Origin of the sequence: Gemella haemolysans ATCC 10379, from assembly GCF_000173915.1 — a bacterium.
GTDB lineage: Bacteria > Bacillota > Bacilli > Staphylococcales > Gemellaceae > Gemella > Gemella haemolysans.
In genome coordinates, this window is record NZ_ACDZ02000004.1 from 65,357 (window position 1) to 80,803 (window position 15,447).

Consider the following 15,447-nt stretch of genomic DNA (forward strand, 5'->3'; position numbering starts at 1 on the left):
GAATTATCTCCTAGTTATTTTTTCTTTTTTTACGAGGAAAGTAAAGCCCAGCAGCTATTGCAAGAACTCCTATACCACCTAAATAATAAGGTGTGTAGTTTGCTTCTTTAATAGCTTCCATGTCTAACCCCTCATTTCCGTTTTTAATACTATCAGTATTAACTTCCACGAAATAACGAACAGGACGATTCATTGGTTCTACATACATTTGTACCATAGCTAAGAAGTTTTCATTTGGTACTTCAAAACGATAATCAACATAGCTGTCTTTATATTGTTCGATGTTAACTTTTGTTTCAGTAGCAGCAACTTGTTTGAATTCTCCATCTTTTTGAAGAACTTTAATGAAAGGACCTTGTTCTTTACTACGTTGAACCCAGTTCATTAGGTGAATACGTACAGTTGCGTATAATTTACCATCTTTTGTACGTTGAAGCATAGCTTTAGACCAACGTTTTTCGCCGTTAGATTTTTGATTTTTAAGAGCTTCATTAAGGTCCCCACCTGCATTAATAGGTGAGATTACTCCTTGAACCATACCTTCACCGATAGCAGTGTTTTTAGTCCCACCATCAGCAGTAACACCAGTAAGAGGGTTCAAGTATGAACCTGTGATGTCAAGATTATAAAGACCAGGATTTTTTGTTTTTTGATCATCTTTGAAGTAATCTTCTAATTTCTTAGCAACAAATCCTTCAGGTGCCTTATTTTCATCTTTTTTATCTTTGTTTTCTTCTTCTTTTTTCTTATCTTCAGCTTTTTTCTCTTTTTCTTTATCTTTAGATGAATCTTCAGAACCAGATACTAGATTAGCTGCAGACCAGTTAAATTTAATAATGGCATTTTGAGATGCATCACCACCCATAATTTGGTTCATGGCATCAACAGCGACTCTAACACCGACTTTATCAGGTTTAGCTTCACCGAAATTAAAGCTTAGGTTTCCAGGATATGTACTAGTACCACCGTCTAAGTTTGTATCATTATAAGTACTTGTCACTGAAGCAGCAGTAAGGCTTCCTGAGAAAATAGGAGATGAGTAGATGCTAAGTGATAATAAGTGACCGTGCATATTACTGAAATCCATTGGAGTAAATTGTACAGTAATAGTAGAAGTGTTATTATCGTGAACATTTACTGTAGCATGTGTAGCTAATGCATTGTTCCCCATAGAAAGACGACCACTATTTTCAGCGTGCCATAGTTCTACAGGAACGCTATACACTCTGTCAGCAGCATGTACATTTTTAACGAAAGGAACATTACTAGATGTAACTATAAACGTTAATGTAGCAATAACTATCGTTAACAGTTTTAAAACTCGTTTCATTATAAAAACTCACTTTCTTTTGTATTATTTAATTTTTAATAAGAAAGGCGGGAAGTATTCCCGCCTTACGGAATAGATAATATTAAGCTAATTAAGTTGGATATTATCTTATTATTTTTGTTTTCTTCTACCAACCATGAAGGCACTCATTAGAGTAAGAGCTCCTGCAAGGATAGATGATGATGTTTCTAATCCAGTGTTAGATAGGCGTCCGTTGTTTAGACGTCCACCTTTTGGAGTTAAAGCACCAGCACCATTACCAGCAGTACTTGCTCCAGGTTGACCACCATCGATTACTGCAGTTCCTTGTCTTTCAGTAGCATTAGACCAGTTAAGGCTAAGGATTGCATCTTTTTTACCAGCACCTGGCATAATACTTTCCATTGTAGGTACAAAAACAGAAACAGGAATGTTAGTTAGTTTTTCGTTAGATGTGAAATGGATTTCTACTTGGTTCATAGCGCCACCTGTTTTATTGACAGGGTATTCAGTCCCGTTAACCCAGAAACGAGTAATACCGTCTGTAAGAGTTCCTACTTTAATATCGTGGAAACGAACTTTGTAGTGATAAGTATCACCATGTTTAAATACAGTGATTCCATCTAATGCGGCGTTCCCCATAGATGCACGACCTGATTCATATGCATTTAATAGAGAGGCAGTTACGTTATCGTAGAATGTAACTGGTACTTCTACACCTTGTTCTTGAGTAGCGGCAGGAAGCACTGGTGTTGTTGGAGTAGTAATTGGTGAAGTAGGTTGCCCTCCAGTATTAGTAGCAGGGTTGCTAGAACCAGGATTTCCGCCAGCTATAGGTTGCCCTTGTTGTTCAGTCACATTAGACCAGTCAAATGATAAAGTAGCATTTTGTTTACCACCGCCTGCCATAATAGATTCCATAGCTTGAACAAAAACAGAAACAGGGACAGTTGATAGTTTCTCAGTAGATGTGAAGTGTACTTCTACCTGTTTATTAGCCCCACCAGTAGGGTTTACAGGATACTCTGTACCATTTACCCAGAAACCAGTAATTCCGTCATTAAATGTTCCAACACTAATATTGTGGAAACGAACAATATAGTGATAAGTACTTCCTTCTTTATATACAGTTACATTACTGTGCTCTAAAGCTGCATCCCCCATAGATTTCTGACCAGGACGATAAGCATTTAGTAATGTAGCTTTAACTCCTTTATAGTAAGTTGCAGTAGCTGAAGGAGTAGGTTTTGGAGTAGGTGTAGTCACTACAGGTTTTGGTTGCTCCTTAGGTTTAGGAGTTTCTACAGGTTTAACAGTCTCAGTTGGTTTATCAGCAGGTTTAGTTGGATCAGCTGGTTTATTCGAAGGCTGAGTATCTTTTGGTGTTTCAGGTTTTGTAACAGGTTTAGACTCAGCAGGTTTAGCTGGAGTTTCAGCTGCTGGCTTAGGATTCACTGCAGGTTTAGGAGTAAGTTTTTCTTCAACTCCAGTTAAATCTAAACTAAGAATTGTATCTTTTGTACCTTGTCCAGGATTGTTAGTTAATAATCCAATTTTTTCCATTATTTGAACAAATACAGTAGCGTTAATTCTTGATTTTAATTCAGGTAGAGTAAATTCAGCCAATTTTGGATTTTTGGCGCTTGGATCTTCTGTATATTCTATTGATTGTAATGATATTTCTTGTCCTTCTATCCAAAGTTTAGATACTCCATCGGATAATCCATTCAGGTCGACATCTTTTAATATTAATTTGTATTTATAACCATTAGCTACTTTTTGAACGGTCAATTTAACTATAGAAGCATTAGCCATTGATATTTTTCCGGCTTCGTATGCATTTAAAGCTGTAGTTTTAACCGGTACCTCTGGATTTTGAGTATCAGCTGCTAATAAAACTTTGTTGTTTTGTGTAGTTGCTGAGTAATCTACCACAGCAAGAGTAGAGATGATAGTTGCTGCCGATAGAACTTTTAATAATTTATTTGCTTTCATTTTATTTTGATTTCTCCTTATATTTCTTTATACATGACTTTATACAAAGGGATAAATTATCCCTTTGTATAAGAGTTTGTTTTATATTATTTGTTATTTTTTCTGCGTAGAACAAGAGCAGATAATAATACTAGTGCACCTAAACCAACAGTTGCTGTTGAACTTACTCCAGTATTAGCTAACGCTTTAAGTCCTTTAGCTACAGTTTGTGAAGTTTTTTGAACAGTAGTTTTTTCAACCTCAGTTTTCTTATCTTCTTTGCTTTCATTTTGTCCAAAGATATCTTGTGTTGATGGTTGTGCTTGTTCTTTTACTTTTTGCTCTTTGTTTAAATCATTGATATTTAATTCTGGTAATTCAGGTTGAACAAGAGCATCACCAGTTTCAGATTTTGGTATTTCGCTTAATGCTGGTAGTTCAGGTTGAATAAGAGCTTCACCTTTTTCTGCTTTCGATATTTCGTTTAATTCTGGTAATTCAGGTTGAACAAGAGCATCACCAGTTTCAGATTTTGGTAATTCGTTTAATGCTGGCAGTTCAGGTTGAACAAGAGCATCACCAGTTTCAAATTTTGTTTTATTATTTGATGGGTTAATACCTTCTTTTACAATTGTGTATAAACTGAAGTGGTTAGTGAAGAATGTAAGTTTTCCATCTTTATAAACACTTGGTACTTTTTCTAATTTATTACCATTTACATAGTAAACTTCTAATTTTTCATTCTCATTAGCCACAACAGCTACTGTAACTGCACGAGTTTCTCCTTGCTTATCGATTGTAGTTCCTTTAGAATCTGTGAAGTGTAAGTCAATTGTTTTAACAACACTTAGGTTTTCATCAGCTTTTTTAACAAGTTCTTCAACTTTTGCAACAGTTTCTTTGTCAGCTTTTTCAACTGAGAATTTAGATGCTTTTACAGTAGAGTTATCGAATGAAACTTTGATTTCTTCTGATGAACCATTTTCTACAACTTTAGCAACTAATGTATCTTTAAGAGATGCAGTGTTAACTATTTCTTTCAGTTTTGCAGCTTCTTCTTTATTTACATCTTTATCAGTAGCGATATTAGCTAATGCTACTTTTTTAAGTTCTTCTAATTTTGCTTGTTCTTTTTCAGCTTGAGCCTTAGTAGCAGCTTCTTTTTCTAATCTTTCTTTTTCAAGACGATCAGCTTCAGCTTTTTGAGCTTTCTCTTTTTCAAGTCTTTCTTTTTCAGCTTGAGCCTTAGCAGCAGCTTCTTTTTCTAATCTTTCTTTTTCAAGACGATCAGCTTCAGCTTTTTGAGCTTTCTCTTTTTCAAGTCTTTCTTTTCAGCTTGAGCCTTAGCAGCAGCTTCTTTTTCTAATCTTTCTTTTTCAAGACGATCAGCTTCAGCTTTTTGAGCTTTCTCTTTTCAAGTCTTTCTTTTTCAGCTTGAGCCTTAACAGCAGCTTCTTTTTCTAATCTTTCTTTTTCAAGACGATCAGCTTCAGCTTTTTGAGTCTTTTTCTTTTCAAGTCTTTCTTTTCCAGCTTGGGCTTTAGCAGCAGCTTCTTTTCTAATCTTTCTTTTTCGGCTTGAGCTTTTGTAGTTTCATCTTTGTGTAATGATGTTACTTGATCAGCTGTTAGTGGAGTAGCACCATCCCAATTGAATTTAAGTGTTGCTGCAACATTTGAATGACCTCTTAATGGTTTGCCGTCTACTGATACTGAGAATGTAATAGTTTTCTCAGTTAATTTTTCAGGACTTGTGAAGTGGAATACTTTTTCATGGCTTTCACCACCAAGATCAGTTCTTTCAGCTGCAGTACCATCAACAGTTAAAGTATCTACAGTTCCTACAAGAGACGCGATATTTAAATCTTTAAATGTTAGATAGTAGTTGTAAGTATCATTTACTTTTTCAACACGAGTTTTTTCGTGTACTAATGCACCATCTGCCATTGAAGTTCTATTAGATTCATGGAGATTATTAATTATAGCTGGAACTAAGTTATTAGCAGCTTCTTCTTTTACTTTTTCTGCAGTAGGGAAGTCTAAAGAAATAGTGTTTTCTGCATTTCTTTCTTCGAATCTAGGTTTAGCTCCACCTCTAGTTTGAACACTGATTACAGTATCTACTTGAATTTTATCTAGAAGAGAATCAGTTAAGATTTTACCTTCTTTAAGTTTAGTTGTAGCATCAACTTCAGTAAAGTTAACTTCAGTTCCTTTATAAGTAAGTTTAGAAACTGTAAATGGTTTATTACGTAGTAAGTAAGTAGAAGATTTCCCTTCTTTTACTTGGATAGTGTATTGATATTTATCTCCAACTTTTTCAACTTTTACATCTTTAACAAATGCATCTTCGTAGATTGAACTTGAATCAGTTGTTCTACCATTTAATTCTCCTTTAATAGTAGCTGGAAATGTAGTAGGAACTTTATCAGCAGCTACTTCGTGATCAGGTACTGAAGGTTTAGCAGGTGTAACTTCTTTAGGTTTTTCTACTTTAGGGAAGTCTAAAGCTATTGTACTTTCAGCAGCTCTGTCTTCGAATCTAGGTTTAGCTCCACCTTTTGTTTGAACATTTAATACAGCATCTACTTGAATTTTGTCTAGAAGAGAATCAGTTAAGATTTTCCCTTCTTTTAGTTTAGTAGCAGCATCAACTTCAGTAAAGTTAATTTCAGTTCCTTTATAAGTAAGTTTAGAAACTGTGAATGGCTTATTACGTAATAAGAAGTTAGTAGATTTTCCTTCTTTAACTTGGATAGTATATTGATACTTATCCCCAACTTTTTCAACTTTTACATCTTTAACAAATGCATTTTCATAGATTGAAGCAGTACCAGTAGTTCTACCATTTAATTCAGCTTTTACTGTAGTAGGGAAAGTGTTAGGAACTTTATCAGCATCAACATTATGGTCAGCAGCTGTTGGTGTTGCTGGTTTTGGTTCTTCTTTTGGTTTAGTTGGTGCAGGCTTAACTGGTTTAGGTTTAGCAGGTGCAACTACATCTTCTAGTTTTACAGGTCTTTCCTTATAGTCAGTAGCTGTCTCATAGTATAGTTTTAATGTAACAAAGTGTGACATTAAAGCACCGTTTGGATATGGAGCAGTACCGTCTAATTGAATTTTTTCTAATAGTTTATCAGTAATGATAGATCCTTCTTTTACTGAAGAATTACCATTTGTTGCTAAAGTAGTTAATGGAACATCTTTACCTTGGTATGCTACTTTATGTAATTCAAATGGATAGAATTCTCCACCTACATCAGCAAGACCTTTTTTGAATCTTAAAGTATATTTGTATTTATCTCCAACTTTTTCAACTTTAACATAGTTATCCAATGCAGAACCGTATAATGATTCTTCATCGTTGTTGTTAGCATTTCTTAAATGTCCTTGAACGTGGATAGGGAAATCTTTTTTAATAGTTCCTTTGTATTCAACGTCTTTGTTAGGATTTTCGTAAGTTGCAGCTTGATAGTTATCAGCTGTTACTTTTTTTCTAGCTAAAGATGATAAATCAAATTTTAAAGTCATTTTTTGAGTTCCAGAGTCTGGATTAATTGAAGCCATAACAGGGACAAACACTTCAGTAAATGTTTCTAATTTATTGTTTGAATCGATTTTATTTTTATCCACATTGTAGTTAACAGTTTTAGGATAAACAGTACGACCAGGAAATTCTTTTTTGTAGAAATTTACGAAATTGTCAGTATCACTGGCACTATAATTCTCAACTATAGTTGAGTCTTTAAACTCGCTTTTTTGAATTTCTTTACGATTTTCATGAGTTTTATCACCATCATAGTATTTTAAGTCTCCTAAGTAACCTTTAAGTCCACCAAATGTGATAGGTTTAAATGAAACATTTACAGAATATTGCCCATTTTTTACAATTAATTTTGTTTTATCATTGTCGATTGCAGCTGCAGCCATAGAAGGACTACCTTCTGCATCAAATTTTAAGGCTTCAGCAGTAATCTTGTATTCACCATCTTTTAAAGCTTTAACATCTTGTGCTACAGTAGCTGGTTCTTCAGCTTTAGGAGCAGTAGTTGCTGGAGCTACAACTGATGTAGTAGCAGGGGCAGCAGCAGAGTTCGCTGCTGGAGTTGCTTGTGAATTAGTTTCCCCAGTAGTAGATGCTTGTGCTGTAGGTTGCGTAGTAGTTGTCTTCGTAGAAGAAGTTGTTGTATTTGCTACAACTGGTGTTTCTTCTGCTGCGAATGCGAAACTATCTTGATCGTATGCTTCAATTGCTGCAACAGCAGAAAAAATTGCAGTTGCTGACAAAACTTTTAATAATGTTGTATTTTTCATATTAGGAATTTTCTCCTTTATTTGTATATTATTAGATATTAAATCGTTACCACTATTATAATACAAAAAACTGTATAAATAAAGGTAAAAGTGATAATTGATATCAGATACAACCTAAAATAGATGAAATTTACAACAAAGTTTCAAAGATAGTTCACAAGTTTGTCATAATTTAAACGTTTTTCATTCTATAAAATACAAAAATATTATTAATAAAATTTTATGAAACAATGAAAATATGGGCTTGGAATACCTCCAAACCCACATTTTTCTTAAATATTATTTATTAAATTTTCTACGTATTACAAATGCTGCAAGAAGTGATGTTAATCCTAAGAATACTGTAGATGCAGTAGAAATACCAGTGTTTGCTAATGATTTTTTCACGTTTGCAGTTGTAGCATTAGATTTTTTCGTACCTACTGAAGTAGCTGCAAAAGTATCTTTAACTTTAGATTGTCCAAAGATATCATTGATAAGTGGTTTTTTATTAGATGTAGTAGTTGTCTCTTCAGTCAATTGTTTTTGTTCTCTAAGGTACCCTTCTAAATCAAATTCAGGTTTTTCTAATATTGCAGCTTCACCTTTAGCAGTAATAGGACCTTGATGATTTTTAAGGTATCCTTCTAAGTCAAACTCAGGTACTTCTAGTATTGCAGCTTCACCTTTAGCAGTTACAGGAGCTTTTTCTCTTTCAAGTCTTTCTTTTTCAGTTTTTTCTTTAGCTAATCTTTCTTTTTCGATACGTTCTTTTTCAGCTTTTTCTTTAGCTAATCTTTCTTTTTCGATACGTTCTTTTTCAGCTTTTTCTTTAGCTAATCTTTCAGCTTCGATATGTTCTTTTTCAGCTTTTTCCTTAGCTAATCTTTCAGCTTCGATACGTTCTTTTTCAGCTTTTTCCTTAGCTAATCTTTCTCTTTCGATACGTTCTTTTTCAGCTTTTTCCTTAGCTAATCTTTCTCTTTCGATACGTTCTTTTTCAGCTTTTTCTTTAGCTAATCTTTCTCTTTCGATACGTTCTTTTTCAGCTTTTTCTTTAGCTAGTTTTTCTCTTTCGATACGTTCTTTTTCAGCTTTTTCTTTAGCTAGTTTTTCTGTATCTACTTTAGGTATAGTTATTGTTTTTGTAGTTAGAGAACTTAAATCGTATTTAAGAATCATACGCTGAGTACCTGAACCAGCGAATATATTTTCCATTACAGGTACGAATACTTGAGTAAATGTTTCTAGTTTATTGTTAACATCGATTTTATTTTTATCTACATTGTAAGATAAAGTTTTAGGATATCCAGTACGTCCAGGGAATTTTTTCTTGTATACACCAATAAAAGCATCTTTTTCATTTTCTGAATAATTTTCAATGATAGTTGTATCTTTAAAATCACTATCTTTTATTTCAGAACGATTAGCATGAGTCTTATCCCCATCATAGTATTTTAAATCTCCTAAGTACCCTGTAAGACCTCCAAATGTAATAGGTTTAAATGAAACATTTACAGAGTATTTTCCATTTTTAACTACTAGTTTTGTTTTTTTAGTATCTAATCCAGCAGCAGCCATTGATTCTCTACCTTCTTGTGAGAAGTTTAGAGCTTCTACATTCTTTTTCTCACCTACTGACTTTATATCGTATGTACCATCTGGTAAATTCTTAACATCTTGAGGAACTGTTTTTGTTTCTACATCGCTTTGAGTGTTATTAGTAGTTGCTGCAACTTCAGTAGCGAATGCATTGTGATTATAAGATTCTATTGCTGCGATTGCAGTGAAAATTGCAGAAGCAGAAAGAACTTTTAATAATGTTTTATTCTTCATAATTATATAAATGTCTCCTTAAAAATTGTATTTTGTGATTATAAAATTTATCATTACTATTATAATACAAAGATGTCAATTAATAAAGGAAAAAATGATAACTAATTTCATTTACAATCTAAAATACTAGAAATTTACAATAAAGTTTCAATTTAACTTCACAAATTCGCCATATTTAAAAAGAGGTTAATTTTAAAATATAAAAAAATATTATTATAAAAAGTTCTATGATTTAAAAGTAATTTATAATTATATAAATTTTGTAAGCATTTAAACTAAATTGTTGACATTTCATTTTTTCTATGCTACGATTTAAAAAGTGAATAGAGTAAAATCACTGGGGGAGCCTTTAGGCTGAGATAACATAGTTAGACCCTTTGACCTGATCTAGATAATGCTAGCGTAGGAAACGTGAATATTTTCAAAATAGAATTTAATCCAACATAATTGGGAAATATACTATGAGTAATATATGTTTCAGAGTTCTCTTACGTTAGTAAGGGGACTTTTTTATTTATCATAAGTGATATTATTTTATACTAAAATTAAATATATTTAGGGGGATATACCTATGAAACTTATTACTGAAATTATGGAAGAGAAGGCATTACCAATTGTCGATAAAATATATAATGATGGCTTTATTCAAGGATTAATTCGTGCAGATTTATCAGAGAAAGCAGTAGAGCACTATCTGAAAGCTGATGCACTTTATTTAGAGAATTTTAGCGATATTTATGCCATTCTTTTAGCAAAAAGTAATGATAAAGTTGAAAAAAACTTTTTCTTAGGTCAGATAAATTTTGTATTAAACGAAGAAATTGCTGCACACAAAAATTTAGCAGATTATATAGGGAGAGAGTATCAAGAGATTATCAAAGGCGGAGAGTGGTATCCATCTGCAGACCATTATATAAAACATATGTACTATAATGCATTTGCATTCGGTATGGCTGAAGCTTTGAGCGCAATGGCTCCATGTCCATGGATTTATAAAATGGTAGCTAGAAAGATTTTAGCTAATCACAATTTAGCAGAAGATCATCCATTAAAATTCTGGGTTGAATTTTATGCTGATGGTTTAGTAGATGAAGTGCTTACTGAATATTATAAAATTATTAATCGTGAAGCTGAGTTTATGAGTGGAGAAGGTAAACAAAGGCTTATTAAAAACTTCTTAGAAAGTTGTGAACATGAACGTCGTTTCTTCAATATGGCTTATACACAAGAACGTTGGGAGTTAGAGGTATAGGGTATGAGTAAACTAAATATTGCATTAACTATTGCTGGAACTGATCCAACTGGTGGAGCAGGAATTATGGCTGATTTAAAAAGTTTTCAAGCACGTGAAGTGTATGGAATGGCTGTAGTTACTAGTGTCGTTGCACAAAATACGTTAGGTGTTCAAATGATAAGAAACTTAGATTTAGATATATTAGAAGCGCAATTAAAAAGTGTGTTTGACGATATAACACCTGATAGTATAAAAACTGGAATGATAGCAAATGCTGATATGATGAAATTAATTAAGAGATATTTACCTAAAGATGTTCCTTATGTTGTTGATCCAGTTATGGTTGCGACAAGTGGGGATAAATTGATAGATGATGTTGCAAGAAAACATTTAAAAGAGGAGATATTACCACTAGCAACTATTATTACACCAAATGTACCAGAAGCAGAAGAAATTGTTAATTTTAAAATATTAACAGAGGATGATGTTAATCGTGCAGGAAAGTTTATTATCGACGAAGTTGGATGTAAGTCAGTAGTTATAAAAGGTGGACATCTAACAGGAGAAGCAAAAGATTATTTATTTTTAAATGATGGAACAAAAAAAGTATGGACTAGTGAAAGATTTAAGACTAATCATACACATGGAACAGGTTGTACATTCTCAGCTGTTATTGCTGCAGAGTTAGCAAAAGGAAAAAGTATTGTTGAAGCTGTAGAAATTGGGAAAAAATTCATTACAGCTGCAATTAAATACACACCAGAGCTAGGTCATGGAAATGGACCTGTGAATCATATAGCATTTAAAGGAGATTTATAAATATGACAAGTTTAAAATTATTGAAAGAGAAAGCACCGTTAGTGATTTGTATAACTAATGATGTTGTTAAGAATTTCACAGCAAATGGATTAGTAGCGTTGGGAGCATCACCAGCGATGAGTGAATATCCAGAAGACTTAGAAGATTTATTAAAATATGCTGGAGGATTATTAATCAATATTGGTACATTAACAGATGAGACTTGGAAGTTATATCAAGAAGCTCTTAAAATAGCTGAAAAATATAATGTACCTGCAGTATTAGATCCTGTAGCCTGTGGAGCCGGAGCATATAGAAAAAAAGTATCAGATGATTTAATTAACAATTACAAACTAGCAGCTATAAGAGGAAATGCTGGCGAGATTGCATCATTAGTTGGCATAAATGTAGCTTCTAAGGGAGTGGATAGTGCTGGAGTAGATAATATTGATGAAATTGCCTTAGCAGCAAATGCTAAGTTTAATATTCCAATAGTAGTAACTGGGGAAGTTGACGCTATTGCAGTTAATGGAGAAGTAATAACAATACATAACGGAAGTGCAATGATGCCTAAAGTTATTGGAACAGGATGTTTATTAGGAGCTGTATTAGCAAGCTTTATTGGATTAGAGAAAGGTGAAGAATTAAAATCACTAGAAACAGCTATGTTAGCATATAATATTGCCGGGGAAATGGCAGAAAAACGTCCTAATGGGCATTTACCAGGAACATTTAAAGTTGAATTTATTAATGCATTATACGAAATTACAGATCAAGATATAAAAGCATTTAAAAAGGTGAAATAAGATGTTTAATAAAGAACTATTAAAATTATATTTTATATGTGGAACTACTACTTGCTTAGGTAAGGACTTATATACAGTAGTTGAAGATGCTTTAAAAGGTGGAATAACTTTATTTCAATTTCGTGAAAAAGGTGAAGGAGCCTTAGAAGGTAGAGAAAAAGTAGAATTAGCAATAAAACTACAAGAACTTTGTAAAAAATACAATGTTCCGTTTATTGTTAATGATGATATAGAGTTAGCATTAGAAATAGATGCTGACGGAGTACATGTAGGACAGGATGACCTAGGTGTTGATGAAATTAGAAAATTAATGCCTAATAAAATAATAGGTCTTTCTATAGGAAATGAAGAAGAATTTAAACAATCCAAAGTTGAATATGTAGATTATGTTGGTGTAGGGCCTGTATATGTCACACAATCAAAAGATGATGCTGGTGGCGCTATAGGTTATGAAGGACTAGAATTAATGAGAAGATTTTTACCACAAATGCCATTAGTGGCAATTGGTGGTATTCAGACACAACATATTAAAGATATTATGAAAACAAATGTTGATGGTGTGTCTATTATATCAGCAATCTCATATTCAGATAATATTGAAAAAACTGTTCGTGAAATGATCGAACAATTCTAAAATTAGCCTCCAAAGTTTAATTCACCTTTTGATAACTTTCAAGTGGTGATGTAAAGAGTAGAGCAAAAATCCTTACCAGTTTTTGCTTCTACTCTTTTTATTTAACTAACTATAGAGAGAACCAAAATCTTGGTTTTAGAGAAGTAGATTTTGAGGAGTTGCTCCTGTAAAGTTTATTACATATCTAAAAGTTATTTATAAAGTAAAATCATGAATAAATAATCCATAACGTATATGAGTTATTTTAGAATGCAGAATTTTTGAATCATACCTAGCATTATATAATTATTTGATTAATGAAGATAATAAGTATATAATTAGTGTGAAAAAAAGATTGCTAAAATAAAAGTAGGAGGAATTTTTATGACAAATATAGTATTGATACATGGAACATGGTGTGACGGAAGTGTCTGGGGAGAATTTGTTAATGAATTAGAAAAATTAGGTTTAAATGTATATACTCCAACTCTAAGATATCATGATCTACCTTATAAAGAAGTAGAAAAAAAGGTAGCGGAAGTTAGTTTAGATGAATTTACCAATGATATTGTAGATTTAATAGAAACACTAGATGAAGCTCCGATTGTATTAGGGCACTCTTTAGGGGGACTTCTTGCTCAGAAAGTTGCTATGAGGACAAAGACTAAGGGACTTATTTTAATGGGAACTGCACCTGCTGCAGGAATTTTCGCCTTTTATCCAAGTATGGTAATTTGTTTCTATAAACATTTTCTACGTTGGGGATTCTGGAAGAAATCTATGCCACCTTATAAGCATGCCTTCTATGATTATTGTATGAACAATCAAGATGAAGCTGATAAGGAGAGAGAATTTTCTAAATTAGTTCCGGAATCAGGTTTTACTTATTTCCAAATGGCATTACCATTTTTAGACAAACAAAAAGGTGCTTATATTGATTTTGATAAGGTTAATGAACCGGTATTAGTAATAACTGGTAGTGAGGATAAAATGGTACATCCAAATATAGCAAGAGCGACAGCAAAAAGATATAAAAATGCAACTCTAAATGTTATAGAAGGATCAGATCATATGTACGAAGCACCTAAATATCGAAACAAGACGATAGAATCAATAGATAAATGGTTAATAAGCAATAAACTAAATTAGAAATTATTTGAAGAAATAGTTATTTATGAGAACTGTAAAGTAAATATTAGTAAATTTTCAAAAAAATTCAAAAAAAGTGTTGACATTTTTATTTATTGATGATAATATATACTCAAGTTCAAAATTACCGATATTCAAATAAGTACTTTATAGGAACTTTTACAGAGAGTGTGAGCGGGTGAAAGCACACAATGCAGATTATAGAGGAAAATGGTTTGAATGGTAAAAAAAGTGAGTTTTAAAACACAAGCTTTTTTCGTAGGCGTTACGTTACAAACGCACACTATCTCGTGTATATTCTAGATGCATAGACGTTGTAGTGGTAAAGTTCGTAGTTTACGAAAAAGTAAGGTGGTACCGTGAAATTAGTTTCGCCCTTATTCTCTTAGGAGAGTAAGGGTGATTTTTTTTACATAAAATTCGCAAAACCCAAAAATAAATAGTAAAAACAAAAGGAGAAAATTATAAATGAAAAAACTATTATTTTTAGTAACAAGTTTCATACTTGGAATTATATTAATTGGATGTTCAAGTGCATCAAAAACTGAGAAAAAAGGAATCGAAGTGGATAAACTAGATCCTAGCAAACCTGTAACAGTTAAAGTTGGAGCTACTAACGTACCTCACGCTGTATTATTAGAGCACGTTGCTCCTCAACTTGAAAAAGAAGGAATCAAATTAGACATCGTTACATACCAAGACTACTATGTACCAAACAAAACGTTAAACGATAAAGAAATCGACATTAACTACTTCCAACACGTACCATTCTTAAAAAATGCTATTAAAGAAAATGGATACAAAATTGAAGACGCTGGTGCAATTCACTTAGAGCCAATCGGATTATACTCTAAAAAAGTTAAAAATGTTAAAGACCTTAAAGAAGGTGCTAAAGTATTAGTAAGTAACAACAAATCAGAATGGGGACGCGTAATTAAATTACTAGCTTCTGAAGGATTAGTAAAAGTTAAAGATGGTGTAGATCCAGTAACAGCTACTTTCGATGATATCGCTGAAAACCCTAAAAAATTACAATTCAGCTACGAAAATGATCCAGCATTAATGGTTAAATTCTACCAAAACGGTGAAGGTGACCTAGTTTCAATCAACGCTAACTTCGCTGTTGACGCAGGATTAAATGCAGCAACTGAACCAGTTTTAGTAGAAAAAGCTACAGATGACAACCCATATGCAAACATCGTTGTTGTTCGTGAAGGTGATAAAGACAAACCTGTTGTTAAAAAACTTGTTGCAGCTTTAAAATCTGAAGATACTCAAAAATTCATTAAAGAAAAATGGAATGGAGCAGTATTACCTGTTAAATAATTTCATTAAAAATTTTAAAAGGCAGTTTGTAAGAGCTGTCTTTTTTGTTTTATAAAGTAAAGAAAGTGTGCGTCTAGTATATATATATATTGAGAAATAAAAAAAATCGG

The 15,447-nt window shown here is 32.6% G+C and carries 12 protein-coding genes and 1 riboswitch; of the genes, 7 read left to right on the forward strand and 5 right to left on the reverse strand.

Annotated elements, in window-relative coordinates:
* Positions 1-10: 10 nt before the first annotated feature.
* The 3 genes from GEMHA0001_RS00615 to GEMHA0001_RS00625 all read right to left on the reverse strand — a co-directional run bounded on the left by GEMHA0001_RS00615 (position 11) and on the right by GEMHA0001_RS00625 (position 4,038).
* Positions 11-1,330 carry a heme-binding Shp domain-containing protein gene (locus GEMHA0001_RS00615; protein ID WP_004392788.1) on the reverse strand — a complete coding sequence of 440 codons (1,320 nt, stop codon included), beginning with the start codon at positions 1,328-1,330 and terminating at the stop codon, positions 11-13.
* Positions 1,331-1,441: 111 nt separating this feature from the next.
* A complete protein-coding gene (locus GEMHA0001_RS00620) occupies positions 1,442-3,304 on the reverse strand; it encodes a hypothetical protein (RefSeq protein WP_004263256.1) in 1,863 nt (620 codons plus the stop codon).
* Positions 3,305-3,390: 86 nt separating this feature from the next.
* Entirely contained in the window at positions 3,391-4,038 is a 648-nt protein-coding gene (locus tag GEMHA0001_RS00625; RefSeq protein ID WP_004392763.1) for an LPXTG cell wall anchor domain-containing protein, read from the reverse strand.
* A 61-nt stretch (positions 4,039-4,099) separates the two neighbouring features.
* Between GEMHA0001_RS00625 and GEMHA0001_RS00630 the strand changes: the two genes are divergently transcribed.
* Entirely contained in the window at positions 4,100-4,426 is a 327-nt protein-coding gene (locus GEMHA0001_RS00630; RefSeq protein ID WP_040464193.1) for a hypothetical protein, read from the forward strand.
* A 317-nt stretch (positions 4,427-4,743) separates the two neighbouring features.
* Here GEMHA0001_RS00630 and GEMHA0001_RS08660 read toward each other — a convergent pair whose 3' ends face one another.
* Positions 4,744-7,596 carry an NEAT domain-containing protein gene (locus GEMHA0001_RS08660; RefSeq protein ID WP_004392799.1) on the reverse strand — a complete coding sequence of 951 codons (2,853 nt, stop codon included), beginning with the start codon at positions 7,594-7,596 and terminating at the stop codon, positions 4,744-4,746.
* Positions 7,597-7,875: 279 nt separating this feature from the next.
* Positions 7,876-9,411, reverse strand: coding sequence for an LPXTG cell wall anchor domain-containing protein (locus GEMHA0001_RS08665; RefSeq protein ID WP_004263257.1), 1,536 nt, complete (start codon positions 9,409-9,411; stop codon positions 7,876-7,878).
* Between the two features lie 329 nt (positions 9,412-9,740).
* Positions 9,741-9,838, forward strand: a riboswitch (TPP riboswitch).
* A gap of 144 nt (positions 9,839-9,982) precedes the next feature.
* On the opposite strand from GEMHA0001_RS08665, the gene tenA reads away from it, so the two are divergent.
* The 6 genes from tenA to GEMHA0001_RS00675 all read left to right on the forward strand — a co-directional run bounded on the left by tenA (position 9,983) and on the right by GEMHA0001_RS00675 (position 15,337).
* On the forward strand, positions 9,983-10,663 hold the full coding sequence (gene tenA, locus GEMHA0001_RS00650) for a thiaminase II (RefSeq protein ID WP_004392842.1): 681 nt from the start codon (positions 9,983-9,985) through the stop codon (positions 10,661-10,663).
* Between the two features lie 3 nt (positions 10,664-10,666).
* Entirely contained in the window at positions 10,667-11,464 is a 798-nt protein-coding gene (thiD, locus tag GEMHA0001_RS00655; protein WP_004392787.1) for a bifunctional hydroxymethylpyrimidine kinase/phosphomethylpyrimidine kinase, read from the forward strand.
* Positions 11,465-11,466: 2 nt separating this feature from the next.
* Positions 11,467-12,249: a hydroxyethylthiazole kinase gene (gene thiM / locus GEMHA0001_RS00660; protein ID WP_004392829.1), complete on the forward strand. Its 783-nt coding sequence runs from the start codon at positions 11,467-11,469 to the stop codon at positions 12,247-12,249.
* A gap of 1 nt (position 12,250) precedes the next feature.
* Positions 12,251-12,883, forward strand: a complete 633-nt coding sequence (thiE, locus tag GEMHA0001_RS00665; RefSeq protein WP_004392777.1) for a thiamine phosphate synthase — start codon at positions 12,251-12,253, stop codon at positions 12,881-12,883.
* 363 nt (positions 12,884-13,246) lie between these two features.
* The gene (locus GEMHA0001_RS00670; protein ID WP_004392819.1) at positions 13,247-14,011 is read left to right on the forward strand and encodes an alpha/beta fold hydrolase; all 765 of its coding nucleotides are present in this window, start codon (positions 13,247-13,249) and stop codon (positions 14,009-14,011) included.
* Positions 14,012-14,479: 468 nt separating this feature from the next.
* Positions 14,480-15,337, forward strand: a complete 858-nt coding sequence (locus GEMHA0001_RS00675; protein WP_004392833.1) for a MetQ/NlpA family ABC transporter substrate-binding protein — start codon at positions 14,480-14,482, stop codon at positions 15,335-15,337.
* The last annotated feature ends 110 nt before the right edge of the window (positions 15,338-15,447 follow it).